Source organism: Actinopolymorpha sp. NPDC004070, from assembly GCF_040610475.1.
GTDB lineage: Bacteria > Actinomycetota > Actinomycetes > Propionibacteriales > Actinopolymorphaceae > Actinopolymorpha.
Window position 1 is genome coordinate 54,343 of the sequence record NZ_JBEXMJ010000001.1, and the last position, 22,931, is coordinate 77,273.

General features: G+C 69.6%; 20 protein-coding genes. 5 read left to right on the forward strand and 15 right to left on the reverse strand.

Features of this window, described 5'->3' with window-relative positions; all coding sequences use genetic code 11:
- Positions 1-113: 113 nt before the first annotated feature.
- The 3 genes from ABZV93_RS00255 to ABZV93_RS00265 all read right to left on the reverse strand — a co-directional run bounded on the left by ABZV93_RS00255 (position 114) and on the right by ABZV93_RS00265 (position 3,808).
- Positions 114-986, reverse strand: a complete 873-nt coding sequence (locus ABZV93_RS00255; protein WP_354927863.1) for a glycosyltransferase — start codon at positions 984-986, stop codon at positions 114-116.
- 47 nt (positions 987-1,033) lie between these two features.
- Entirely contained in the window at positions 1,034-2,950 is a 1,917-nt protein-coding gene (locus ABZV93_RS00260) for a DUF4082 domain-containing protein (RefSeq protein WP_354927866.1), read from the reverse strand.
- A 138-nt stretch (positions 2,951-3,088) separates the two neighbouring features.
- A complete protein-coding gene (locus tag ABZV93_RS00265; protein WP_354927869.1) occupies positions 3,089-3,808 on the reverse strand; it encodes a hypothetical protein in 720 nt (239 codons plus the stop codon).
- Positions 3,809-3,955: 147 nt separating this feature from the next.
- Here ABZV93_RS00265 and ABZV93_RS00270 point away from each other — a divergent pair, with 147 nt between their 5' ends.
- Together ABZV93_RS00270 and ABZV93_RS00275 are read left to right on the forward strand one after the other, a co-directional pair.
- On the forward strand, positions 3,956-4,825 hold the full coding sequence (locus ABZV93_RS00270) for a hypothetical protein (RefSeq protein ID WP_354927872.1): 870 nt from the start codon (positions 3,956-3,958) through the stop codon (positions 4,823-4,825).
- Positions 4,826-4,833: 8 nt separating this feature from the next.
- The gene (locus tag ABZV93_RS00275) at positions 4,834-6,582 is read left to right on the forward strand and encodes an O-antigen ligase family protein (RefSeq protein WP_354927875.1); all 1,749 of its coding nucleotides are present in this window, start codon (positions 4,834-4,836) and stop codon (positions 6,580-6,582) included.
- 122 nt (positions 6,583-6,704) lie between these two features.
- Here ABZV93_RS00275 and ABZV93_RS00280 read toward each other — a convergent pair whose 3' ends face one another.
- The 11 genes from ABZV93_RS00280 to ABZV93_RS00330 all read right to left on the reverse strand — a co-directional run bounded on the left by ABZV93_RS00280 (position 6,705) and on the right by ABZV93_RS00330 (position 18,770).
- Positions 6,705-7,793: a DegT/DnrJ/EryC1/StrS family aminotransferase gene (locus ABZV93_RS00280; RefSeq protein ID WP_354927878.1), complete on the reverse strand. Its 1,089-nt coding sequence runs from the start codon at positions 7,791-7,793 to the stop codon at positions 6,705-6,707.
- A 22-nt stretch (positions 7,794-7,815) separates the two neighbouring features.
- Complete coding sequence (locus tag ABZV93_RS00285; RefSeq protein ID WP_354927881.1) at positions 7,816-8,481, reverse strand: NeuD/PglB/VioB family sugar acetyltransferase; 666 nt, start codon at positions 8,479-8,481, stop codon at positions 7,816-7,818.
- The gene (locus ABZV93_RS00290; RefSeq protein WP_354927884.1) at positions 8,465-9,931 is read right to left on the reverse strand and encodes an oligosaccharide flippase family protein; all 1,467 of its coding nucleotides are present in this window, start codon (positions 9,929-9,931) and stop codon (positions 8,465-8,467) included. Before ABZV93_RS00290 ends, ABZV93_RS00285 begins: the two co-directional genes overlap by 17 nt.
- Complete coding sequence (locus ABZV93_RS00295; protein ID WP_354927887.1) at positions 9,928-11,223, reverse strand: glycosyltransferase; 1,296 nt, start codon at positions 11,221-11,223, stop codon at positions 9,928-9,930. Before ABZV93_RS00295 ends, ABZV93_RS00290 begins: the two co-directional genes overlap by 4 nt.
- Positions 11,220-12,347, reverse strand: coding sequence for a DegT/DnrJ/EryC1/StrS family aminotransferase (locus tag ABZV93_RS00300; RefSeq protein ID WP_354927890.1), 1,128 nt, complete (start codon positions 12,345-12,347; stop codon positions 11,220-11,222). Before ABZV93_RS00300 ends, ABZV93_RS00295 begins: the two co-directional genes overlap by 4 nt.
- Positions 12,322-13,542 carry a glycosyltransferase gene (locus ABZV93_RS00305; protein WP_354927893.1) on the reverse strand — a complete coding sequence of 407 codons (1,221 nt, stop codon included), beginning with the start codon at positions 13,540-13,542 and terminating at the stop codon, positions 12,322-12,324. The genes ABZV93_RS00300 and ABZV93_RS00305 overlap by 26 nt, the downstream gene beginning before the upstream one ends.
- Complete coding sequence (locus ABZV93_RS00310; protein WP_354927895.1) at positions 13,539-14,507, reverse strand: NAD-dependent epimerase/dehydratase family protein; 969 nt, start codon at positions 14,505-14,507, stop codon at positions 13,539-13,541. The genes ABZV93_RS00305 and ABZV93_RS00310 overlap by 4 nt, the downstream gene beginning before the upstream one ends.
- Positions 14,507-15,550 (reverse strand): Gfo/Idh/MocA family oxidoreductase, encoded by a 1,044-nt coding sequence (locus ABZV93_RS00315; protein WP_354927898.1) that lies wholly within the window; start codon positions 15,548-15,550, stop codon positions 14,507-14,509. Before ABZV93_RS00315 ends, ABZV93_RS00310 begins: the two co-directional genes overlap by 1 nt.
- 317 nt (positions 15,551-15,867) lie before the next feature.
- Positions 15,868-16,482, reverse strand: coding sequence for an acyltransferase (locus ABZV93_RS00320; RefSeq protein ID WP_354927901.1), 615 nt, complete (start codon positions 16,480-16,482; stop codon positions 15,868-15,870).
- Between the two features lie 149 nt (positions 16,483-16,631).
- Positions 16,632-17,465, reverse strand: coding sequence for an HIT domain-containing protein (locus ABZV93_RS00325; protein ID WP_354927904.1), 834 nt, complete (start codon positions 17,463-17,465; stop codon positions 16,632-16,634).
- Between the two features lie 54 nt (positions 17,466-17,519).
- The gene (locus ABZV93_RS00330) at positions 17,520-18,770 is read right to left on the reverse strand and encodes an alpha/beta hydrolase-fold protein (RefSeq protein ID WP_354927907.1); all 1,251 of its coding nucleotides are present in this window, start codon (positions 18,768-18,770) and stop codon (positions 17,520-17,522) included.
- A gap of 272 nt (positions 18,771-19,042) precedes the next feature.
- Here ABZV93_RS00330 and ABZV93_RS00335 point away from each other — a divergent pair, with 272 nt between their 5' ends.
- The 3 genes from ABZV93_RS00335 to ABZV93_RS00345 all read left to right on the forward strand — a co-directional run bounded on the left by ABZV93_RS00335 (position 19,043) and on the right by ABZV93_RS00345 (position 21,779).
- The gene (locus ABZV93_RS00335; RefSeq protein ID WP_354927910.1) at positions 19,043-19,987 is read left to right on the forward strand and encodes a DUF5996 family protein; all 945 of its coding nucleotides are present in this window, start codon (positions 19,043-19,045) and stop codon (positions 19,985-19,987) included.
- A 170-nt stretch (positions 19,988-20,157) separates the two neighbouring features.
- Positions 20,158-20,970, forward strand: coding sequence for a phytanoyl-CoA dioxygenase family protein (locus tag ABZV93_RS00340; protein ID WP_354927912.1), 813 nt, complete (start codon positions 20,158-20,160; stop codon positions 20,968-20,970).
- Positions 20,967-21,779 carry a phytanoyl-CoA dioxygenase family protein gene (locus ABZV93_RS00345; protein WP_354927914.1) on the forward strand — a complete coding sequence of 271 codons (813 nt, stop codon included), beginning with the start codon at positions 20,967-20,969 and terminating at the stop codon, positions 21,777-21,779. The genes ABZV93_RS00340 and ABZV93_RS00345 overlap by 4 nt, the downstream gene beginning before the upstream one ends.
- A 40-nt stretch (positions 21,780-21,819) precedes the next feature.
- On the opposite strand, the gene ABZV93_RS00350 is transcribed toward ABZV93_RS00345, so the two are convergent.
- Entirely contained in the window at positions 21,820-22,854 is a 1,035-nt protein-coding gene (locus tag ABZV93_RS00350) for a hypothetical protein (RefSeq protein WP_354927917.1), read from the reverse strand.
- Positions 22,855-22,931: the final 77 nt, after the last annotated feature.

A 22,931-nucleotide genomic window follows, 5' to 3' on the forward strand; every position in this document is an offset into this window, starting at 1 on the left:
GTGCGCGGTCAGCCGCAGGCAAGCACGCGCGATGCCCGTCGAGGACCTCCAGGGGCGGTGCGGACAGCCGAGGCAGTTCCACACCTCACCCGGAGGTCCTCATCAATTCAGGATCATCTGGCCCGTCGGCTTGTCATCATCTTCAGGCGATCCAGCTGCTCTTTGCCCCCCGCCTGCAGGACGATCTTCTTTCCCAGCGTTCGAACGGCGTCGCGCGAGTTGCGCAAGGGCCGGTGAATCGCGAAGTCCGCCGCCCTCCGGCGCAGTCGGGGCGCCTGCGCTCCGCTCAGGCCGTGACCGAACAACGGCTGGAACCGCGTCGGATCCACTACCCGGCCGCGGACCCGGTTGCTGACATTTCCGTCGTGGATCATCTGCAGCCAGGCCGGATCGCCGTCCAGGACGATCGTGGGCATCCGTGAGCTGAGCAGATTGTGCCAGTCCAGCCAGCAGGTCGACGGCTGCTGCGACCATGGTTCGAGGACGGAACAGAAGGCGTTGTCCGGGTCCCTGCGCAGGTACGTTCGCGCGCCGGCACGAATGAGGCCGTCGCGGAAGAACACCGCGTGTGCGCTGGACACCGGGGCAAGTTGGTGCAGGCGCTTGCCGAAGTCGTAGGCGATGGAGTCGTCGTTGTCGAGGTTCGTGGTCAACAGCATCGTTGCTTCGGGCAGGTGCGACGCCAGGTCCTTGGCGAGCTGTTCGCTGGGAACGGACTCGCGGAACAGCGCGACGTACCGGCCCTCGGCGACATGTCGATCGATCGCGCTCTTCAACCAGTCGGGCGACTCCGGGTCGAAATAGATCAGCCACGTGTCCGGCGGGTCGATCTGCCCCCGCATCGCGGGCAGTGTGTAGGTCTCGAACAACTCCAGACGCGATCGAAGCCAGCCCTCCCGGGCGCGCACGGTGCCCTCGATTCCGGCCGAAGGTAGGTTGAACCGAGTGAGCACGGCGTGCGCGATCCGGGCTGTTTCCACGACCATTCTTCATTTCCCCCTGCGTCGGTCTGCCCCGCCTGTGTGCGGGATCGTCATTTCGCGAGTCTGTAGATGTGGTAGGTCGTCTCCGCCGGGAAGGAGTCGGTGAAGCTCCCGCTGGACGACGCGGTCAGCGTGCGGTTCTCGTTCAGTACGGTGATGGTCCTGCCTTTCACCTCGGCGGGCAGCTGGAAGGTCCGGGTACCGGGACTCGAACTGCCGTCGATCATCGCAAAGATGTAGACCGACCCGTTGTAGGCCTTGAGCATGGTGTTCAGTCCCGAGCCGAACGAGTAGGAGTAGGACTGAGTGTTGATCACCGGGGCCAGGGCCTTGATCTGGCCGTTCACGATTCTTGCCGCATCGACCTGGGGCGCGGCGCAGAACGACGGGTTGACCTGTGTCTGACGGAAGATCGCACTGCCCTGGCAGGGGCCGGTGAAGCTCTGGTTGAAGTAGACGATCCCACGGGCCTCGTTGATGACCGAGTTCATGACAGCCGCCCTTAGTTGGGCCGGCGTTATGTCGGCCACGAAGGGCCCTCCGCCCGGGCCGCCGTTGAGGTTCTCGACGAACTGCCACATCGGCTGGAGCCTGCCATCTGCGGTGTCCCGGATGCGAAGTGACTTCACCGTCTTGCCGTAGCTGGAGGCGGTCCGGCAGTGAGCCTGGTCGATCGGGGTGATGTAGACGTCCCGATAGGGCCGCCAGTCGCAGTACGGAACCGTGTAGAAGTACATGTCGACCGAGACGACATCGGTGTACGGGTTGACGTACTGCGCGGCCGTCGCCGCAGGCATGTCGCTACTGATGATCATCTGGGTGAAGTTGGCGTAGCGGAAGCGCCCGGTGCCGATCACCTGGTCACTCAGCGACTTGAGGAGCGCGAGGCCCTCCGTCGGCGGGAAGCGGCCGTCGACCTCGTCGTCGAGGAACTGACCGACCCAGTTCCGGCTCGTGTCGTTGAAGCTGCTGTTCAGCTTCCCGCCCAGCCAGAAGACCCCGTTGTCGGCGAACAGGCTGTAGGGCGTGCCCTCCCACATGCCGATGTAGGAGTTGATGCCGATGCTCTTGTCGTAGATGGCTTCTGCATTGCTGCTGATGCCGTTGAACCAGACGACGATGGGAAAGAAGCTCGGGTTGCTCCAGCCGGCGGCGTTGGCCTTCGGGAAGTTCCTCCAGTACGCGGGCCCGCCTTCCCACGGAATGGGTGGAAGTGCCAGCGTCGTCTCACCGGGAACTGTCGGCGTCGGAGTCGGCGTCGGAGTCGGAGTCGGCGATGGTGTCGACGACGGCGTGAACATGATGTCGACGAAATAGTTGGTGTTCAGGTAATTGTCCACCGGATAGCCACCGCCGTACTTGTACCTGCCGCCGCCCGCGGGGACGGTCAGCCGCCCACTTGTGTACGGCGTGGCGAACCCGTTGACGGTCGCGGCGTAGCGACCGCGTGGCGCGAAGTAGGACGCGGTGTAAAGCGCACCGGCGGTGATGGCGACAGGCGTGGTGAAGGTGACCGACTGCCAGCCGCTGGCGGTCTCGTTGGTGAAGGTGGCCTGGGCGAGCCGCTGCCCGGCGCTGTTCCAGAACGAACCGACGTGAGTTCCCGTGTTGACCGTGGACTTGTAGAAGCGGACTCCCGTAATCGTGCCCGGCACTGACGACGAAAAGCGCACGCCGAGTTCGACGGCGGCGGTGTCGGGATCTGCGTCCGTCACCGGCACGAGGGATCCGAAGAGAGTGTCGGCTGATGCGGGTGGCGGCGCAAGGAGGAAGGCCAGCCCCACTGTCATCGAGAGAATCAGGACAAGTAGGGTGACGCGAAGTGGGTGTCGCATGGGAACCGCCTTCCAAATGCCGACAATCACGAGCCGCTCGCCCCGTCGAAATGGGTTGTCGAGCGCGGTCCGTGCTCGTGATTGCAGAAGATCACGCGTCGCTCCAAGGTACTCGGGGGTTTGACCATTCACGCGGCAATGCAAAGCAGCCGGCAAAGGATCCCCATAATTGCCCGACCGGAATCCGTCGGCGTGATGTCACCGTTACTTAAACCCGTTGGTCGCGTGGCTGCGGTTACTTTATGCGCCTGTCACACAGCTGCGGTTACTTCAACCCGCGGTCGCGTGGCTGCGGTTACTTCTACGCGCTGCGGTGCGGGCGCCTGACCGGCCCGGCGACCCGAACGGCCAGATCGACCGGGGCGACCGGGGCGACCGGGGCGACCACCGGTTCCTCCGGTCGGCGAGCACGACGGTGTAGGTGCTGACCAGGATGCTGATCAGTCCCAGCCCGGCGAGCTGCCGGCTCCGGCTGCCATGCAACGCCACCGGGCCGCCGGTGCCACCGGTCACCCGCCAGGTGACCAGTGAGGCGGTGGTGGCCCCGGCGTCTTCCTGGCGCTCCCGGAGCTGCGTACGCAGCACCCGCATCGCTGCGGTGAGGGTTCGTTCGGCCTCGGCTGCGTCGGTGGATCGCGCCGACACCCACAGGTCGGGCTGGTCGTGGATCGGGAGCTCCTCGTTGCCTCGGTTGGCCATCACCACGGCGTAGTCACCGGTGCCACCCGCCCGGCGGATCTGCGCGCGCGTGGCGGGGTTCGCAGCGGACAGCGCGGAGGCCTCCGCGAGCATCACCAGGCCCTGAGTGAAGCCGGCGTAGGCGTTGCGAGGAAACGTGGCCTTCGGGCTGAGCAGGGTGACCACGGCCCGCGTCTCGTAGACCGTCGGTGCGGAGAGTTGGTGGAAGCTCCACAGCCCGCACAGAGCGGCCACGGCAAGAGCCAGCAAGGGCCGGCGGAACGCAGCCGTCCAGATGTCGCGCAAGGTCATGGCCCCCCCAGGGCTCCGTTCGTAAGACCACGATTCACACCCGGAATTACCTATTCGCCCAGTTGTGAACCGCGTACTTCGTATCATCGGTGATGGCCCGCGATCTTGTCGGTGGATCGACAACACGGGCAACAACTAGGGGGCCCGGTGGATCTGCTCGACTCGGTGAACATCCTGCTACGACGATGGATGCTGACCGTTCCGCTTCTGCTGTTGACGATCGCGGGGGTGGCGGCCGGATACGTCGTGCTTCCGTGGAGTTACGAAGCGCAGTCCTCGGTCGTGCTGCTGGCTTCACAGTTCCAGTCCAAGCAGGCGGGCGGAAACCCGTACCTGCTGTTCGACTCCTCCCTGGCGGTCACCGCCGAGGTCGTCGGCCGGGAGGTGATGGCACCGGGCGTCGCCGAGCAGTTGAAGGCCAGGAAACTCACCTCCGAGTACGAGGTGGCGCGGCCGCTCGACTCCACCGGACCGGTCCTGTCGATCGTGGTGACCGGGTCCGATCGGGCGAACGTCCGCGCCACCCAGGCCGCCGTCAACGAACTGGTGGTGCAGCGGCTGGCCCAGATCCAGTCCGAGCAGGGGGTGGACAGCCACGCGCGCATCCGGATCACCGACGTGTCCACGGCACCACCCACCCGGCAGGCCAGGGGCAAGCTCCGAACGCTCGCGATGGCGTTGTTCGCGGGGCTGGTCACCACGATCGTGACGCCGTTGTCGGTGGAGGCGATGGCGGCCAGGCGGCGGCGCAGGCCACAGGCTTCGCCCGGCACACCGGTGGACGTCCGTACACCGGTGTCCTCGGCGCCCGGAGAAGCTCAGTCGCCCGACGCCTGGAGTCGCCCGGCGGGGCCCGCCGACGCGCTCGACGGCGACCCCACCAGGCGCAGCCACCGCACGACCCAGCCCGCGCGCAGCCCGCGCGCCGACCACGGGTCACGTGCCGACCATCTCGTAGGAACGGGCCGGGCGCAGATCGTTCCGCCAAGAACCGGTTCCCCGGAGCAGGACCTTTGAGCCGGGCGGTGACCAGCCCGCTCTTCGTCCCGCCGACCGGTCACGGGCCGGATGCCGACCGGGACGGCGCCGAGCGGGACGGCGCCGAGCGGGACGGCACCGAGCGGGACGGCACCGAGCGCGGCAGCGTCGACCGGAGGGCCCGGGCTGCGAACGGCCGGATCGACCCGGTCACGGTGCTGAGTGTCTTCGTCGCCATTCTCATGCTGCTTCCCAGCAGGTACGTCGTCGGCCCGCTCGGCGGGGCCGGAACCCCTGCTGGGCTGATGGCCGTGGCGTGCCTGCTGTGGTACCTCAGCGCGCTGATCACGCCGAACACCACACCGGTGCGGGGCCGGCAGCCTCTGCGTACGGTCGTGATGTTCTTCGTGGTCTCGGTGCTCGCCAGCTATGCGGTCATGCACGTCGAGCCCAGGGCGGCCCTCGAGGTGAACGCCGCCGACCGCGGGCTGATCCTCACGGCGGGCTGGGCGGGCCTGGCACTGCTGGCCGCCGACGGCATTCCCCGGCTCGAACGCCTGGAGGTGTTGCGGCACCGGCTGGTGACCGGCGGGTCGGTCGTGGCCACGCTGGGACTTCTGCAGTTCTTCACCGGGATCGACATCGCGGGTTACCTCGCGGTGCCCGGCCTGACGGCGAACGCCGACTTCTCCAGTGTCCTGCGCCGAGACGAGTTCAACCGGCCGATGGCGACCGCGACGCACCCAATCGAGCTCGGCGTGGTGCTCACGATGCTGCTACCCCTGGCAGTGCACGGTCTGCTGCACGCCCGGCCCGGCACCGTGTGGCGACACCGCCTGCAGGTGTTCCTCCTGCTGGCGACGATTCCGATGACGGTGTCCCGCTCGGCGATCCTGGGGATGGTGGTCGCCGCGGTGGTGATGGTCCCGGTCTGGCCCGGGAAGGTGCGCGTGGTGGCGCTCATGGTGCTGGGGTGTGGAACCGTTGCCATGCAGGCGGTGGTGCCCGGACTGATGGGCACCATCCGCAACCTGGTCACCTCGATCGGGAACGACTCCAGCACGACCGCGCGTACCGACGACTACGGTGCCGTGCTGGCGTCGGTGACCCACCAGCCGTGGTTCGGCCGCGGCCTCGGGACCTACCTGCCCCAGACGTACCGCATCCTCGACAACCAGTACCTCGGCACCGCGATCGAGACCGGGCTGGTCGGTGTCGCGGCGCTGCTGACGTTGTTCGCGGCCGGCTGGCTGCTGGCACGGGGCGCGCGGCGGGCCAGCACCAACCCCGAGGTCCGCCACCTGGCGCAGTGCTTCGCGGCGACGGTGGCGGTCGCGGCGTTCTCGTTCGGGACGTTCGACGCAATGAGTTTCCCGATGGTCACCAACCTGACGTTCCTCGTGCTGGGTTGCTGCGCCGCCCTGTGGCGGCTGGCCAGGGAGGATCCCGCGGCCGGGTTGTCGGCGACGGCCGCACCCGGGATCGAACCGCGCCTCACCGAAACACCAGGCTCGCTTCCCACGACACCGGTCCGGCCCCGAATCGCGTCGTCGGCCGAGGGGCAGTACTGGCCGAAGACCGAACCGGAGAACGAGCCGCACACCGAGCCGCACACCGAGCCGCACACCGGGCTGCGCACGGGATCGCACACCGGACCGCACACCGGGCCGGCGGGCGTTCCGGAGGGGGAACTGCAGCGGACGCGCAGGGCGGCGAGACGGGGGCCACGGCGTTCTGCGCAGCGGACGACGCGAGGTCCGGCGAAGCAACGTGAGGGCCGCCACCGCAAGGCCTGAGTTGGCGGGCCTGGTCAGGTAGCCGTCGCCAACAAACAGACCGCGACCGTGGTGAGTGGCACCACGGTCGCGGCCTGTACGGGTTTACAAGGGCCGAGGTCGGCCGACGCGAGGGCGTCAGGTCACCCGAGAGCCTTGCGGACCGCCTGGACGACCTGTTCCTGTTGCGACACGGTGATCTGGGGGAACATCGGCAACGACAGGATGTGCCCGGCGGCCTCCTCGGTGACGGGGAAGTCGCCCGCCTCGTGGCCGAGCGACCGGAACGCCGGGGTCAGGTGGACCGGCACCGGGTAGTGGATGCCGTACGCCACACCGAGCTCGCCGAGCACCGCCGCCACCTGCTCACGGTCGGGCACCCGCACCACGTACAGGTGCCAGACGTGCTCGCCGTCCGAACCGGCCTCCGGCAGCACCAGTCCCGGCAGCCCGGCCAGCATCTCGGTGTAGCGCGTGGCGGCATCGGCACGCTGGCTGTTCCACTTCTGCAGCCGGCGCAGCTTGGCCCGCAGCACCACGGCCTGCAGGGTGTCCATCCGGGAGTTGAACCCGAGCGTCTCGTGGACGTACTTGCGTTCGCTGCCGTGGTCGGCGAGCAGCCGGACGGCGCGGGCGAGCTCGGGGGAGTCGGTCACCACGGCGCCCGCGTCACCGTAGGCGCCGAGGTTCTTGCCCGGGTAGAAGCTGGTCGCCGCGATCGCGCCGACAGTCCGGCGGCCGTCGCGGACCGCGCCCTGTGACTGGGCCGCATCCTCCACGACGGTGGGCCCGAGGTCGAGCAGCTCGGCGACCGGCGCCAGCCGCCCGTACAGGTGGACCGGCACGATCGCCCGCGTCCTCGGGCCGATCGCAGCCGCCACCTGTTCGGGATCGATCAGCAAGGTGTCCTTGTCGACGTCGACAAGCACAGGTTGCGCACCCGCCCGCACGACCGCCTCGACGGTGGCCACGAAGGTGTTCGCGGGTACGACGACCTCGGTGCCCGGACCCACCCCGGCGGCTCGCAGCGCGAGCTCGATCGCGTCGGTGCCGTTGCCGAGGCCGACGCAGTGCGAGACTCCGCAGAACGCGGCGTACTCCTCCTCGAACGCCGCGACGTCCGGCCCCTTCACGAAGGCGGTGGCAGCCAGCACCTGGTCGAAGCCCGCGCGGACCTCGGTCTCGATCTCGGCGTGCGCGGCACGCAGGTCGACGAACGGAACAGTTGTCATGTCATCCCCCCAGAGATGTTGCTTACGTGGAACGCAGAAAGCGAGCTGGAGAACCCACCCAGACCTGCCCGGCCGGAACGTCGGCGAGGACCAGAGATCCCATCCCCACCAGGGATCCGGTCCCGATCGCGAGCTTCTCCCGTACCATCGCGCCCGCACCTAGGTAGGCTCCGGCGCCGACCCGGACGCCGCCACCGAGGCGTACGCCGGACGCGAGGGTCACGTAGTCCTCCACCACGTCGTCGTGGGTGAGGGTGACGTGCGGCATCACCGCGACGTGCGCACCCAGTCGTACGGACGCGGTGAGCACCGTCTGAGCCAGCAGCACGCAGCCGGGCCCGAGCGTGCACGACGGCCCGACCGACGCCGCCGGGTGGACGAGGGTGGCGTACCGGTCCGGTCGCACTCCCAGCCGCTCCAGCCGGGCGACGATCCGGGCGCGGCTGCCGTAGTCGCGCGGGTTGCCGGCGCACACCACGAGCTGTGCGTCCGTACGCCGGACGGTCTCCTCGACGATGTCGTCGACCGGGCCGAGCACTCGCACTCCGTCCACGACCGTGCCGTGGGTCGACGGCGCGTCGTCGCAGAAGCCGGTCAGGCGCCAGCCGGGATGGACGCCCACGAGTTGTGCCGTCTCGCGGGCGAAGCCGCCGCTGCCGACGATCAACAGGTCACGAGGTGCCGGCATCGGGTTGCTCCATCGCTTTCAGGTCGGCGAACACACCGCGCATGCGGTACAGCAGGGCAGCCACCGCGGCCACCGCGACCACGCCGGCCAACGCCAGTGCCAGCAGGTCGAATGGGATCACCCGGTGGGCGAGGGTCGCGACTGCGCCCACCCCGGCGGCCACCAGCACCGGCAGGCCGAGCCCTCTGGTGACGGCAGCGAGGCGAATGCCGTGGCGGTGCAGCTCCCACAGGTACAGGGGTAGGACGAGCACCACGGCGACCAGGATGTGCGCGACACCGACCCCGGCGATGCCGCCGAGCCGGGCCCCGACCACCAGGGCGGGCACCAGCGCGATCAACCAGAGCAGCTGGATGGTGAACACCGCCCGCGTGCGCGCCAGCACGACGAAGTAGTCGTACATCAGCTCGAACAGGATGCGGAACGCGCCGAGCAGCGCGAGCCACACCAGTCCGTGCGCCGCGGTGGACCAGGAGGCGCCGTAGACGAAGTGGATCAGCGGCTGCGCGGATCCGCTCAGCAACAGGCACACCGGCAGCGTGAGGCCGGCGAGCAGCCCGGCAGTGGACAGGAACGTACGCCGCATGGCGGGCAGGTCTCCCTGCAGCCGGGCGAACGCGGCCGGTGCGACTCCGCGTACCGGCTGGGAGAACATCTGCACCGGCCAGCTGGACAGGTTGAACGCGAGGACGTAGAAGCCGAGGGCGGTCGCGCCCAGCACCTTGCCGACGACGAACTGGTCGACGCTACCCGCCGCGAACATCACCATGCTGGATCCCGCCAGCGGCAGGCCGAACCGCAGCAGCCGCCGGGCCACGCCGGCGTCGAAGCCCAGCCGCAGCGGCTCCGGCGAGAAGCGCACGTACAGCACTCCGGAGGTCAGCGCACCGACGAGCCGGCCGACCGCCAGGCTCATCGCGCCCATGCCGGCCAGCGCGAGCGCGATCGACACGGCTGTGCCCAGCCAGTTGTTCACCTGGTCGGCGATCATCTTGCGGTCCTGGCGGAACGCGCGCTGCACGAGGGCGACCGGCGCCGCCACCACTCCGTTGATCACGACGTTGAACGTCAGGACGCGAACCACTCCCGCGGCGTCCGGCGCACCCATCGCCGCGGCGAACGCCGGTGCGCCGAGATAGCAGACCACGTACATCGCGACGCTGGTGACCACCGAGATCGTCGCGACGGTCGGCGCGACCTCCTTCGGATCGCCCGGCCAGCGGACGATCGCCAGGGAGACACCGAGCTCGTTGAAGCTGAGGATGGCCAGCAGTGCGACCATCGCCACCGCGAACGTCCCGAACTCCTGTGGGCCGAGGATGCGGGCCAGCGCGATGCCGATGGCGAGCGTCCCGAGCCGGGAGACGGCGGTGTTGACGAAGCTCCAGCCGGCTGCCCGGAATGCCCTGGCGAACAACGGGTCGTCGTCGCGGATCGCGAACCTGCTCACCGCTGCGTCTCCCGGTTGGCCAGCGCGTTGAAGTCGTCGGTGGCCAGGGTTCCGCGACGTCGCTCTCGCCGGCGGCGCACCTTGTGCGCGACGACGCCGGCGACCGTGCGTACCGCCTCCCGCGTGGCCCGCGGTCGTCTGCCACTGCCCGCGCGTTCCAGCGCGTCGAGGTAGATGGCCTCCTGAAGCAGGGCGGCGCCTTCCAGGCTGAACCGCTCGGCGACCAGGTGCAGGCCGTAGTCGCCCAGTTCCTTGCGCCGAGCCTCGTCGGCGGCGAGCACACGCAGGATCCGTGCCAGCGTGGCCGCGCCGTCACCGCCCAGGCCGTACCACCCCTGGCGCAGGAAGGTTCTGCTCGACTCCGGGGTCAGCAGCTCGAAGAACCCCTCCTCGCCCTGCACGATCAGCGGCTGCCCGAACGCCAGTGCACGCAGGGCGGAACCACCCATGCCGAGCGTGACCGACGCAGCCGCGTAGGCGGGCCGCGGGTCGTCCAGGGCACCGGTGAGTACGACGGCACGGCGGCCCGCCCGGTCGTTGGCGGCGGCCGCCCGAGCCTCCACCTGCTCGCGCGCGGACCCGTCGCCGACGACCACCAGCCGCAGCGGCAGTTCGCGCGCCAGCTCACCCACCACGTCGACAGCGGTCAGAACGCCTTCCAGCTTCAGCTCTGGCACCAGCCGGCAGACCACCACCACGTCCAGCAGGCCGGCGTCCTCGGCGTCGTCAAGCCCGTGTTGCGCGCGGAACGCGTCGGTCGGGTGCCCGGGCCGGTTGGCCGCCAGGTCGACCGGTGGCTCGAGCAGGTTGACCAGGCCGGGGTCGAAGCCGAAGCCACGGCCGGAGTGCCGGCCGCCACGGCGCCGCTGGAAGCGCTGCTCCAGCACCGACAGCCGGATCTGTGCCGTACCCACCGCGAGCGACAGGTCCGCGGGCAGGAACGGCGCGACCGACATCGACATGACCGTGCAGGTGGCGGCGACGTCGCGGCGACGACCTGCGGCGAAGTACGCCTCCACCCCTGGCGGCCATTCGTACCCGTGCACGACGTCGAACCCGCGTTCCTTCACCAGGGAACGCAACCGCCGCACGGTGGCGGGGGAGGGACGCCGACGGTCGGTGGGCAGCTGGATGTGCTCCAGGCCCGTGTCAACCACCCGTTGCACCAACGGTCCCGGATCGCTGATCACGGTCACCTGGTGGCCGAGGTCGCGGACCGCCCCGGCGAGTTCGACGGCGTTGAGCTGGCTGCCGCCGAGCTCCATCGCATGCGGGTAGACGAGGATCTTCATCGGCCGGCCGCGGTGGCGATGACGTGCACCACGCGGTCCTGTTCTTCCTCGGTCATCTCATGGAACAACGGCAGGATTAGCGAGCGGGTGGTGAGCCGGTCGGTCACCGGCAGGTCGGCTGCCCGCCCCGAAGTCGAGGTGGAGTACGCGGGTTCGCGGTGCGCGGCCATGATCCCGCGCCGCCCGGAGATACCCGCGGCCAGGAGCCGTTCCAGGAGCGCGTCCCGGCCGACCGGGAAGTCCTCCGGCAGCACGATCCAGAACGACTGGTAGTTGGTCCGCCCGTACAGCGGGTCGCGCACGGTGAGGACGCCGGGCACGTCGGCGAGCAGCCGCTGGTAGCGAGCCGCCAGGTCACGGCGCCGCTGGACCACCTCGGTCAGTCGGGTGAGCTGGACCAGGCCCAGCGCCGCCTGCAGGTCGGTCATCCGGAAGTTGTAGCCGGTCTCGAGGTACTCCTCGATGACGACCTTGCCGCTGGCGTGCCGGTCCGCGGCGCTGACACTCATGCCGTGTTCGCGTAGCCGGCGGGCCCGCCGGGCGATTTCCTCCGACGCGAGCGTCAGCATGCCGCCCTCGCCGGTGGTCAGCAGCTTGCGGGGGTGGAACGACCACGCGGCCAACTCTGCTCCGGCTCCCACCGGGCGGTCGCGATAGTTCGAGCCGGCCGCACACGCGGCGTCCTCGACCACCGGGATGCCGCGCGGGTCACACACCGCCCGGAGCTCGTCCAGGTCCACCGGGACGCCCGCCTGGTCCACCGCGATCACCGCGCGGGTCCGTTCGGTGAGCACCGCCTCGACGGTCTTGCCGGTGAGGTTGCCGGTGGTCGGGTCGACGTCGGCGAACACCGGTTCCGCGCCCACGTAGCGGGCGGCGTTCGCGGTGGCGATGAACGACAGCGACGGGACCACGACGTGGTCGCCGGGCCCCACCCCCGCCAGCAGCAACGCTAGGTGCAGGGCGGTCGTGCAGGACGAGGTGGCAACGCCGTACGCGGCGCCCATCCGGTCCGCGAACGCCTCCTCGAACGCGGCCACCCGCGGGCCCTGCGCCACCCAGCCGGAGCGCACCACCTCAGCGACCGCCGCCGCCTCTTCATCGCCCAGGACGGGCCTGATCACCGGAATCACGTGGTCCCCCCACTTGGTCCAGCAGGTCCGCGATCTCGCGGGCCCGATGCTTCCAGTCGTGCCGCGCGGCGTACGCGCGGCGACGTCCGGCCATGCTGTGCTCGGCTTCGCCGTTCTCGGCCGAGGCTGCAGCGGCCAGCTCGTCACCGACCGCCTTCACGAACGCCTCGCGCGAGGACTCGGCCCTGATCAGGGCGGCGCCCTCGGTGTCCTCGCGCAGCCAGTCGGTCGCGGGCAGCGCGGTCGAGACGACCGCGCGCCCGGCGGCGAGGTACTCCAACGTCTTCAGCGGGAAGCTCGCCCGGTTGAAATCGTTCAGGACGTACGGCGTCAACCCCACCGCGATCGCCCGCAGGTAGCGGGGGAGTTCCGTGTGCGGCCGCATTCCCGTCCACACCACGTCCGGCCGCGCGGTCAGTGCGGCGAACCGCTCCGCCGGACAGGACGGGTCCCGCGGGCCGACCAGCAGGAGAGGATGCCCGGCGTCGGCCACCCCTTCCAGCAGGTCCAGGTCGATCCGGCCGTTGATGGTGCCGACGAACCCCGCGGCCGGACGGTCGAACCGCGGTACGTCGTCCGGCCACGCCGCCTCCTCGACCCCCTCGTAAGCGCTGGGCAGGCAGCCGTTCGGCACCACTGCCGCGTCCAGTCCCATGGCGCCGAAGCGTTCTCCCAGCACCGGCGAGACCACCGCGAGAGTGTCGGCGGTCCGTGCCTGACGCCGCTCGGCCGCAAGCAGCCGTCGACGCGGCAGCCCCAGCAGCTCCGCGCCGGCCGCCAGGTCGTCGGTGACGTAGTACATCGTGGGCACGCCCTCGACCGCGCGGAGCAGGTCGTCGGGCACGGTGGCGATCGCCGCCGTCACCGGCTGCCCGAGCCGGGCCGCCGCGCGCCGCACCTTGGCACGGGTCCACCTGGTGGTGACGTGGTGCATTCCCGGGCGCCTGGTCCCAGGAAGCACCCGCGGCACCAGCCGCCACAGGCCGGGATTCTCCTGCCGCAGCGCAGGTCCGAGCATCGACCGGGCGCGCATCGCCGCCGCCGGCCGCGTACGCAGCAACGGCGTGAGCACCGAGCACGGCGGGTCGACGTACAACACCGGCGCCAGCGCGGCGAGCGCGTCGGCAAGGTGCCGGTCGGTGCCCGCCAACCCGTCGTACGCGGTACCGGCGAAGAAGACGATCATGCAGGGACCCGCCGCTCGGCCCGCCACCAGGCCACCAGCCGGCGCAGACCCTCGTCCAGGTCGACCTCGGGCTTCCAGCCCAGCGCCTGGTGGGTACGGGAGATGTCGGCCAGCCGCCGGCTCACGCCGTTCACCGCGCGTGCGGGACCGAACTCCAGGCCGAGGTCTTCGGCGCCCATCACCCGCATCAGCGCCTCGGCCAGTTCGCGCAGGCTGGTCTCGGCGCCGAACCCGATGTTGAACACCTGGTCCGTCACGTCGGCCTGGGCGGCCAGCAGGTTGGCCCGGGCGATGTCGTCGGTGTAGACGAAGTCCATCGTCTGCAGGCCGTCGCCGAGGATCAGCGGCGGCTTGCCGTACTCGATGCGCTCCATCCAGCGGATCAGCACCTCGGTGTAGAGGCCGTGGATGTCCATCCGCGGGCCGTACACGTTGAAGTAGCGCAGGGCCACGTAGTCCAGTCCACGCATCGCGTGGAAGCTGCGCAGCATGCCCTCGTTGAACGCCTTCGCCGCGCCGTAGAAGGTGTCGTTGTCGTACGGGTGCTGGGTTTCCGGCGTCGGGAACTGCTCGGCCAGCCCGTACACCGACGCCGACGAGGCGGCCACCACCTTGCGTACGCCGAGATCCGCGGCCGCCTCGATCACCTCGAACGTGCCGTCGACCAGCACCTCCAGCGCCAGCCGTGGCTCCTCCGCGCACTGGGTGATCCGGATCGCCGCCTGGTGGAAGACCAGGTCGGTGCCGGCCATCGACGCACGCAGCAGCGCCCGGTCGCGGATGTCGCCCTCGACGAGGGTCACCCGGCCCGACTCCAGGGCGGTGGCGAGGTTGTCCCGCCGGCCGCGCACCAGGTTGTCCAGCACCACGACGTCGGCAGCTCCCGCCGCCAGCAGATGGTCCACGATCGTCGAGCCGATCGTGCCCGCGCCCCCCGTGACCAGGCAGCGGCTTCCCTCGATCATCAGTCGTCCCCCTCGACGAGTTCCTTCGATCCGCCGGCCGCGATGCTTCGCGACGCGGCTTCCAGCAACCGCACGACCCGAAGGCCGGCGCGCCCGTCTGTCAACGCGGGCCTGCCCTCCCCGATGGCCGCGGCGAACTCCTCCATCACAGACCGCAGTGCCTCCCGCTCCTGCAGCGCGGGAACCTGGATGTCCCCGACCCGGTAGGAGATCAGGGCCGCGCGGCGTTCCTCCGGATCCAGGTGACTTGCCGGGGTGAGGTCCACGCCGCGGTCGTGCACCGAGACCCGCTGCTGCGGGTTCAGGTCGTCCCACACGATGGTGCGCCGCGATCCGCCGATCACGGTGGTACGGATCTTCGTCGGGCTGAGCCAGTTCACGTGGACGTGCGCCATCGTCTCCCCGCCGAACCACACCGTGAGGTAGGCGACGCAGGCGCGCCCGGCGACGATCGGGTCCGCGGCCTGCGCTGCCACCGCGACCGGCCGCATCCCCGGCGGAAGCACGAAGTCCAGGATGGACAGGTCGTGCGGCGCGAGGTCCCACAGCACGTCGACGTCGGGTTGTACCAGGCCCAGGTTGATGCGTACCGAGTCGACGAACTGCACCTCGCCGATCTCACCGCCGTGCACCAGCTCGCGGATCTTGCGTACCGCCGGTGTGTAGCAGTAGGTGTGGTCGCACATCAGCGTCAGCCCCGCCTCCTCGGCGAGGTTGACCAGCTTGGCCGCGTCCGCGGACGAAGGAGTGAGCGGCTTCTCCACCAGGACGTGCTTTCCGGCCTCCAGCGCTGCGCGCACCAGGTCGAAGTGGGTGGCGGCCGGAGTCGCGATGGCCACGGCCCCGACGTTCGGATCGGCGAGCACCTGGTCGTAGGAATCGGTCGTACCGACCGTGGAGTAGGGGCCGAGAACTGACCGGGCACGGTCGGTGTCCAGGTCGCACAGCCATTCCAACCGGAGGGCCGGAGTCGCCTGTGCGTTGCGCACCAGGTTGGGGCCCCAGTAGCCGGCGCCGATCACGGCCAGGCCGATGGGATTCATCGGAGTCCCTTCTCTTCCTGCAGTCTCAGTCGTACGTGGGTCGTTCGTGGGACGCGCCGCGGTGACGTGTCGAGGTGCTCTGGTCGTGTTGTCGGGCATGCTTCGGGCACACTCGTTGTTCGCCGCGTCGCGAAGTGAGAGGTGAACCTGCCGGGTCAGGATCGACTGCCGGGGTACTGCGACGATCTTCGGACACCGTTCGCCCCGTTGGGGCGTTTTTCGTGGAATCGGATCGAATCGTCACGCAGAGCAGTGTCAGCGGGATGTCGTGCGCCACCGCAGGGGTGGCCGACTCAGGCCACCTTCCCGCGTTCGGGTCACGACTGGTCGTACGTCAGGTATCCGTCGCGTTCCAGGTAGCGTTCGCCTGTGCGAGGGCAGCGCCAGTGACGTACGCCTGACCCGGAATCGTCAAGCGGGCTGAGCGGTTCGCCCGCTCGCCCCACCCAGCCGATCCGTCGCGCAGGCACGCCCACCACGAGGGCGAAGTCCGGCACGTCCCTGGTCACCACGGCACCGGCGGCCACCAGTGCCCAACGGCCGATGGTGTGACCGGCGACCACGACGGCGCGAGCGCCGATCGACGCACCCCGGCGCACCGTGACTCCCAGTGCGTCCCAGTCGTCGGGCCGCTTGAGCTTGCCGTCGACGTCGGCCGAGCGCGGGTAGAGGTCGTTGGTCAGCACCACGGCCGGGCCGATGAACACCTCGTCCTCCAGAACGGCGGGCTCGTACACCAGCGCGTGGTTCTGCAGCTTCACCCGGTCACCGATCCGCACGCCGGGCCCGACGTAGGCGCCGCGTCCGACGATGCAGTCGGTGCCGAGGACGGCGTGCTCGCGTACCTGCGCCAGGTGCCAGATGGTGGTGTCCTCGCCGAGCGTCGAGCGCTCGTCGACGTCCGCGCCCGGATGGACGCGTGGTTCACCCACGACGCCCTCCACCGACGATGTGCTCCACAACTCCACGCACGATGTCCTCCGGAAAGGGATCGGCGGCGCACCCCCTGCGCGCGGCCCGTACTGCGAAGGTGATCAGTACGCGCTCATGCTAGGAGACGCGATGCCCGCCCGGGCGTGATTCACGACGGTCGCGCGACTCCGATGCGCCGGGCGAGCACCTCGAACGGGTTCCGCGGCTCGTCCACCGAACGCCCGAAGACGTGAACGTGGACATGGGGTGTTTCCTGGCCGGCGCGGGCGCCGTCGTTGAGGAAGCAGCTCAGCCCGGTCGCTGCGAACCTGTCGGCGAAATACGCGCGCACCTCCCGCAGCCGGCTGACGTACGACACGATCTCCGCCGGCAGCAGGGATGCCGGACTCACCACGTGACGCGTGGGGAGTACCAGGACGTTCGCTTCTGTCTGCGGGACGCGAGGGCGGATGACGCGGACGCCGTCGGCGCGCCAGAGTTCCTGGTCGCGGGCCACCTCGGGCCTGCAGCCGTCGCAGTCGGCCGGGCTCGCCCCCAACTCGGGGAGCGGCGATCTGCCGGCATCGGTGGCGAACGCATCGGCCAGCCGGCGGTCGAGGTGCTCCCGCCCCGACTCCGGCGTGACCGCACGGCGTTCGTGGACCGGCAGTGCCATCATCCTGACCGGCTTCACCCGCTCGTTCGGCGCACGCCCGAAGATGTGGACCGCCGGCTGGGGCCATTCCGTCCGTGGCTCGCCGATCCCGTCACCGTACGGAACCCACGTCCAGGCGAAGCTCACCCCGAACCCGTCGCACCCGAGTCCGGAGCGCAGGCCCGACCGGACGGTGCGGTAGGTGCGCAGGAGGTCGGCCGCGACCCCGTCCTCGTCGAGCGAAGCGCCGTCGTTCAGTCGCAGCGCCACGTGGCCGTCGGTCAGTGCGTGCCCGGGACGCAGGATCTGCCAGTACGCCGACTCCGCCAGCACCGCGTGCTCGGTCATCCAGCACACCGTAGGCGGTTCGGCGCGCAGCGGCCAGGCAGACGGGCAGCGCTCCTACGCGTGACTGCCTTGGTGGGGAGCTGCGCGGTGCCGAGTGATCATCGGGTTGACCAGTGACCGCTTGGGCGACGTCGCCGGGTGACCTGCGTTCGCGACCGTCCACAGATGTGTCGACAGCCAGTCCAGGCAGGGCGGCATCTCGCCCTTCCACGCGCCGAAGTTGTGCCCGCCGGACGGCAGGATGATGGACGACGCCCGCATCGGCGGCTTGACCATCGACAGGAACTTCCGGGTGTCTGGCAGCACCCGGCTCTCCGTCCTGCTGGTCGTGACCAGGACCGAGACCGGCGGGGCCGGGCGGTGGCCCAGCAGCCACTCGGGGTCGTTCATGTGCTGCAGGTTCCGGTTGCGTCCGAACAGGTCACCGGTCGTGAAGTCCATGATCGCGTGGTAGTAGCCGGACAGCGACACCGCCGAGGTGAACCGGTGCGGGTAGTTCATCGCCATCTTCACCGCGCAGAAGCCGCCGGTGGAGTCACCCATCAGCCCCCATCCGGCGCCCGGCCGGGCGACGCGGAACTTCGCCGAGATCGCGTCGGTGAGGTCCCGGGCGAGGAACGTCTCCGTCTTCGGACCGTGCTCCACGTCGGTGCACTCGGTGTCGCGCGGCGGCGTGACCGTCTCGTTCGTCATCACAAGCACCATGGGCCGGGCGTGGTGGTGCTTGATCTGCGACTCCAACGCCCAGGGGTAGGCCATCCGCATGATCAGGTTGGACGCGGTGCTCGGGTAACCGGGCATCACGATCAGGCCGGGCATCCGCCTGTGTGCGTAGGTGGCGGAGAAATACGACGGAGGAAGGTAGACGTACGCCTGGGAACTCAGTCCGGACCTGGCACCGTGAACGGTGACGTCGAGGATCTCACCGGAGTCCCTGGCCGTCGCTGCCGGGAGAATCCCCGAACGGATCTGCACGGAGTCGTACGGTTTTCCCTTCTGGCCCGCTCCGCTCGTGACCGGCGTCTGGGGGTCGACATTCTTGACCACAGTGTCGCCGGCGGCGGCCTGGTTGTTCGCCGTACCAAGGAGATCGGACATCGACGTGTAGAACTGGAAGTTGTCGTTCACGACGACCCCCAGTGCCAGGATCGCCGCCAGTTGGGCAGCCACCAGGACGCCGAGCCGGGCGAGCAGAGGACGAAGCCCCCGGCCGTTGATCCGGGACAGCGCCCACAGGGCCAGGCCGATCACGACGATCGCGACCGTCACAGACAAAGCGAGGAACCCGCCACCGGTCAGGCCCATGATGATCTCCGTTTCTTACCGCGCGGGGTGCGCCATCACTTCAACGGACACACTCGGCCCGCGGCTCCCACGTTGGGCAATTCTTGACCGTCCGCTGACCGGCAGCCCGGCGCAGCGTCTGCGCGTTTCCAATGCGGAGCGGCGCTTTGTCGTTCCGAGAACATCGCGAGAAGATGCGCTGGAACGCTCTTTGCGACACGCGGACGTGTGGGGCCGCCCTATCGTGTCTCGCAGACGCCCAGCAGAGGACGAGAGCCGAGGGGATCGGCGACATGGAGAAGACGCAGACAGCCAAGCACGAGGCGTGGCCGAGCCTGCGCGTGGACGACTGGACCGACACCCGCGATACGCTGCACATGTGGACCCAGATCGTGGGCAAGATCAGGTTGACACAGGCGCCGTTGCTGAACCACTGGTGGCAGGTCACCCTCTATGTCAGCCCGCGCGGGCTGACGACCGGCAGCATCCCGTACGGCGACAGACTCTTCGACATCGAGTTCGACTTCTGCGCGCACCAGCTCGTCATCCGGTCCAGTGACGGCGGCGTGGAGACCGTCGCTCTCGAACCGAAGTCGGTCGCGGAGTTCTACCGCCAGACCATGCAGGCCCTTGGCCGGCTGGGCTTCGAGATCCAGATCCTCGCGCGGCCCAACGAGGTCGAGCCGGCGATCCCGTTCGCCGAGGACACCCAGCACTCCGCCTACGACGCGGACGCCGTTCACCTGTTCTGGCGCCAGCTCGTCCAGGCGAGCCGGGTCATCGGGATCTTCAGGTCGTATTTCGTCGGCAAGGTGAGCCCGGTGCACGTCTTCTGGGGTGCGCTCGACCTGGCGTGCACCCGTTTCTCCGGGCGGCCCGCACCCGAGCATCCCGGCGGTGCGCCCAACTGTGGCGACTGGGTGATGGTGGAGGGGTACTCCCGCGAGCTCAGCAGCTGCGGCTTCTGGCCCGGGGGCGGTGAGGAAGGTGCCTTCTACGCGTACGCCTATCCCGAGCCGGACGGCTTCGCCGACTACCCCGTCGAGCCGGCGGCGGCCCACTACAACCCGCAGTTCCAGCAGTTCCTGTTGCCGTACGAGGCGGTGCGGACCGCCGACGATCCTGACGAGACCCTGCTGCGGTTCCTGCACACGACGTACGCGGCCGCGGCCGAACGCGGCAACTGGGACCGCGCCGCGCTCGAGGCCGACCCAAGCCGCTGGGATAAGTACCGCTGATCGGGCGGCCGAGCGTCACATGCCGGTGGTGCCGTCGAGCTGCCGATTCGATGCTCGAAATGTGCATGGGAATACGTGTTTCGTGCATGGTGATGGCGCTCGTCCTGCGGCAGGCTTCGAAGAAGGGGCCGGGATGAGCCGCCGGGCGTGAGTGCAGAGGACGGCAGGGCATGAACGGCAAGGACGTCAAGGACGCCATGGACATGGAGACGGCGCTGAGGGAACTCGGCGTGACCGACGACCTGCTCGACGCGAAGACGAAGGCGCAACTCGACACCGACGGGTTCGCGCCGCTCCCCGGGATCCTGTCGCCGGAGCAGGTGGCCGCGTTCGGGGAGCGGCTGGCCGAGCTGTCCCGGATCGAGGGGAGCCGCGCGGGTGCGGAGGTGCACCAGGAGGCGGGCACCGACCGGCTGTCGGACCTGGTGAACAAGGACCCGATGTTCGAGGTGTGCTTCACCCATCCGGTGGTGCTCGCGGCCGTCGCTCATGTGCTCGGTGAGTTCAAACTTTCCTCGCTCAACAGCAGGGCGGCGCTGCCCGGCCAGGGTCACCAGGGGTTGCATGCGGACTGGGGTGTCCTGAAGGAGGGGCAGGGCTACCAGGTCTGCAACTCGATCTGGTTGCTGGACGACTTCACCGCCGAGAACGGCGCCACGAGGGTGGTGCCGGGCTCGCACCGCAAGCGTGGCGTCGGTCCCGCCGACGAGCTGAACGGCGACCCGCGAGCCACCCACCCGGACGAGATCCAGCTGCTCGCGCCGGCCGGCACGGTGGTGGTGTTCAACAGTCATCTGTGGCACGGCGGCACGCAGAACAACAGCGACCGGCCCCGGCGCGCGCTGCACTCCTACTTCACCAGGCGCGACCAGCCACAGCAGCTCGACCAGGCGGAGTACCTCCGCGTACGCACGCGGAACCGGCTGAGTCCGGCCGCGCTCTACGTCCTCGGTGTGTGGGACCAGCTCGGGACGGCATCATGACCACTGCCGTCTCACCGGTCCGCGCGGACGCTGATCCGCCGCTGGACGACTGGATCGAGCGATTCCACCGCGACGGGTTCCTGGTGGTCGAGAACGCCCTGCCGGATGATCTTGTACGGGAGCTTCGTACCGACCTCGACGACGCGATCGGCGCCGCGCCCAACAACGCCGGGCAGGTCGAGATCCAGGTACGCATGTTCGAACGCAGCAAGGCGCATCTGCGGCTGTTCGACCACGAACCGATCGTCACGTTCGCCGAACGGCTCATCGGCTCCGACCGCCCCGGCCTCGGCCCGGAGAACGTCCACGTCGTGCACAACAACGCGTTCCGGACACCGACCCAGGCAGGTATCTCGACCTGGCACCAGGACGATCCTCCGCACTACCTCGTGACCCACGGCGAGCCGCCGGCCAACGTGCGCCTGCCCGTCCTCCTGTTCACCTGCAACTACTACCTCACCGACGTGACCGACCTGCGCCACGGACCGACGCAGTTCGTGCCCGGCTCACACCTGTTCGGCGCCCACTGCCCGCCGACCGTGGAGGGAACGCGCTGGGAACAGGACGTGGTGACGGCGTACGGCAAGGCGGGCACGGCGATCATGTTCAGCTGCCAGGTGTGGCATCGTGGCCACCCCAACCTCAGCGAGCGGACGCGATACGTCAGCCAGGTTTCGTACGCACATCGCCTCATCGGCCACCGCTACTTCCCGTTCATGAACTACCAGATGCCCGACCACGTGTACGCCGGAGCTGACCCGCGGCTACGGCGGCTGCTCGGTTTCCTGCCCACGGGTGCCTACGGATAGCGCGAGCGTGCTGGTGTCAAGGCAGGCTTGCCCCGGCCCCTCAGCGACCGAACCGGATCGACTCGTGCACGGCCATGCCGGTCGCGCCCGCCTCGTCGTGCGCCCTGCTGAGGCAGCGGATCTCATACGTCGCACCGCTGGCCAGCCGGCTGCCCCACCGCTCCAACGAGTCGGGGAACCGGTCGACGTCCAGCGGCTCGCCCTCGTGCAGCACCCGTAGTGGTTCGAGGGAGACCGGGCCGCGCGGAGCGGGGACGGTCCAAATGCCCGAGTCCTCGCCGGGTCCGGCGATCGGGGGCGCGCCGTCCGCGACGACCTCGACCGGATCCCCGCCGGTTCCATCCCCGCCCACCCGCCACTCGGCGACCCTCGTCCACCGCTCGCCGTTCGCCCGGTCGACGCTGGTGAACACGACCGCCCTGTCCGGCAGATGGACTCGGCCCCACCACAGCCGCCGCAGCCCGAGCAGGCGGGGCGGCAGCCGCAGCCACACCCAGTCGGCGTAGCCGGCCCCGGAAACAGAGCCGGAAATGCGGGTGCCTCCAGCACCACCGCTTTCCCAGGAGACGTCGGCCCGCGCGTACGGCACCGCCACATGCCAGTGCACCCGCGGACCGATCTGCGGGTCGGACGGGTGCCAGGCGGGCACCGGTGCGTGGTGGACCAGTCGAAGGGTTCGCCCGTCCCGGATGCCGATGGAGTACTCCATCCCGCCGTCCCGCCGCCGCCTGGGCGAGCCCGCGATCGGGCGTCCGCGCAGCACCTCCCGCCCTCCTCCGGCGGGGTAGCGTTCGACGACGGCGTAGGGCGTGTGTATCCCGGCGACCCGCAGCCACGCCAGGTGGGCGACCAGCACCTCGCCGTCAGCGCCGACCACATCCGCGTACAGCTTGCGGAGGAGGAAGCCCCGGCGTACCAACATGCGGCTCGCCGACGTCCCGGTCAGCGCGCGGCTCACCGCGGTCGCCCCCGAGGCGAGGTCCGAGGCGATGTCCGCCGCCAGGTTCGACGCCAGGCCGGCAGTGCCACCGGTGCTGGCACGGTCGCGTTCTGGTTCCTCGTGAGATTCGGCCACGGCAACCCCCAGCCTCGTTCCTGAAGCTGTCCACGTCGGTCCTGCTCGTAGTTGACTGTCGTCGCGGAAACGAATCA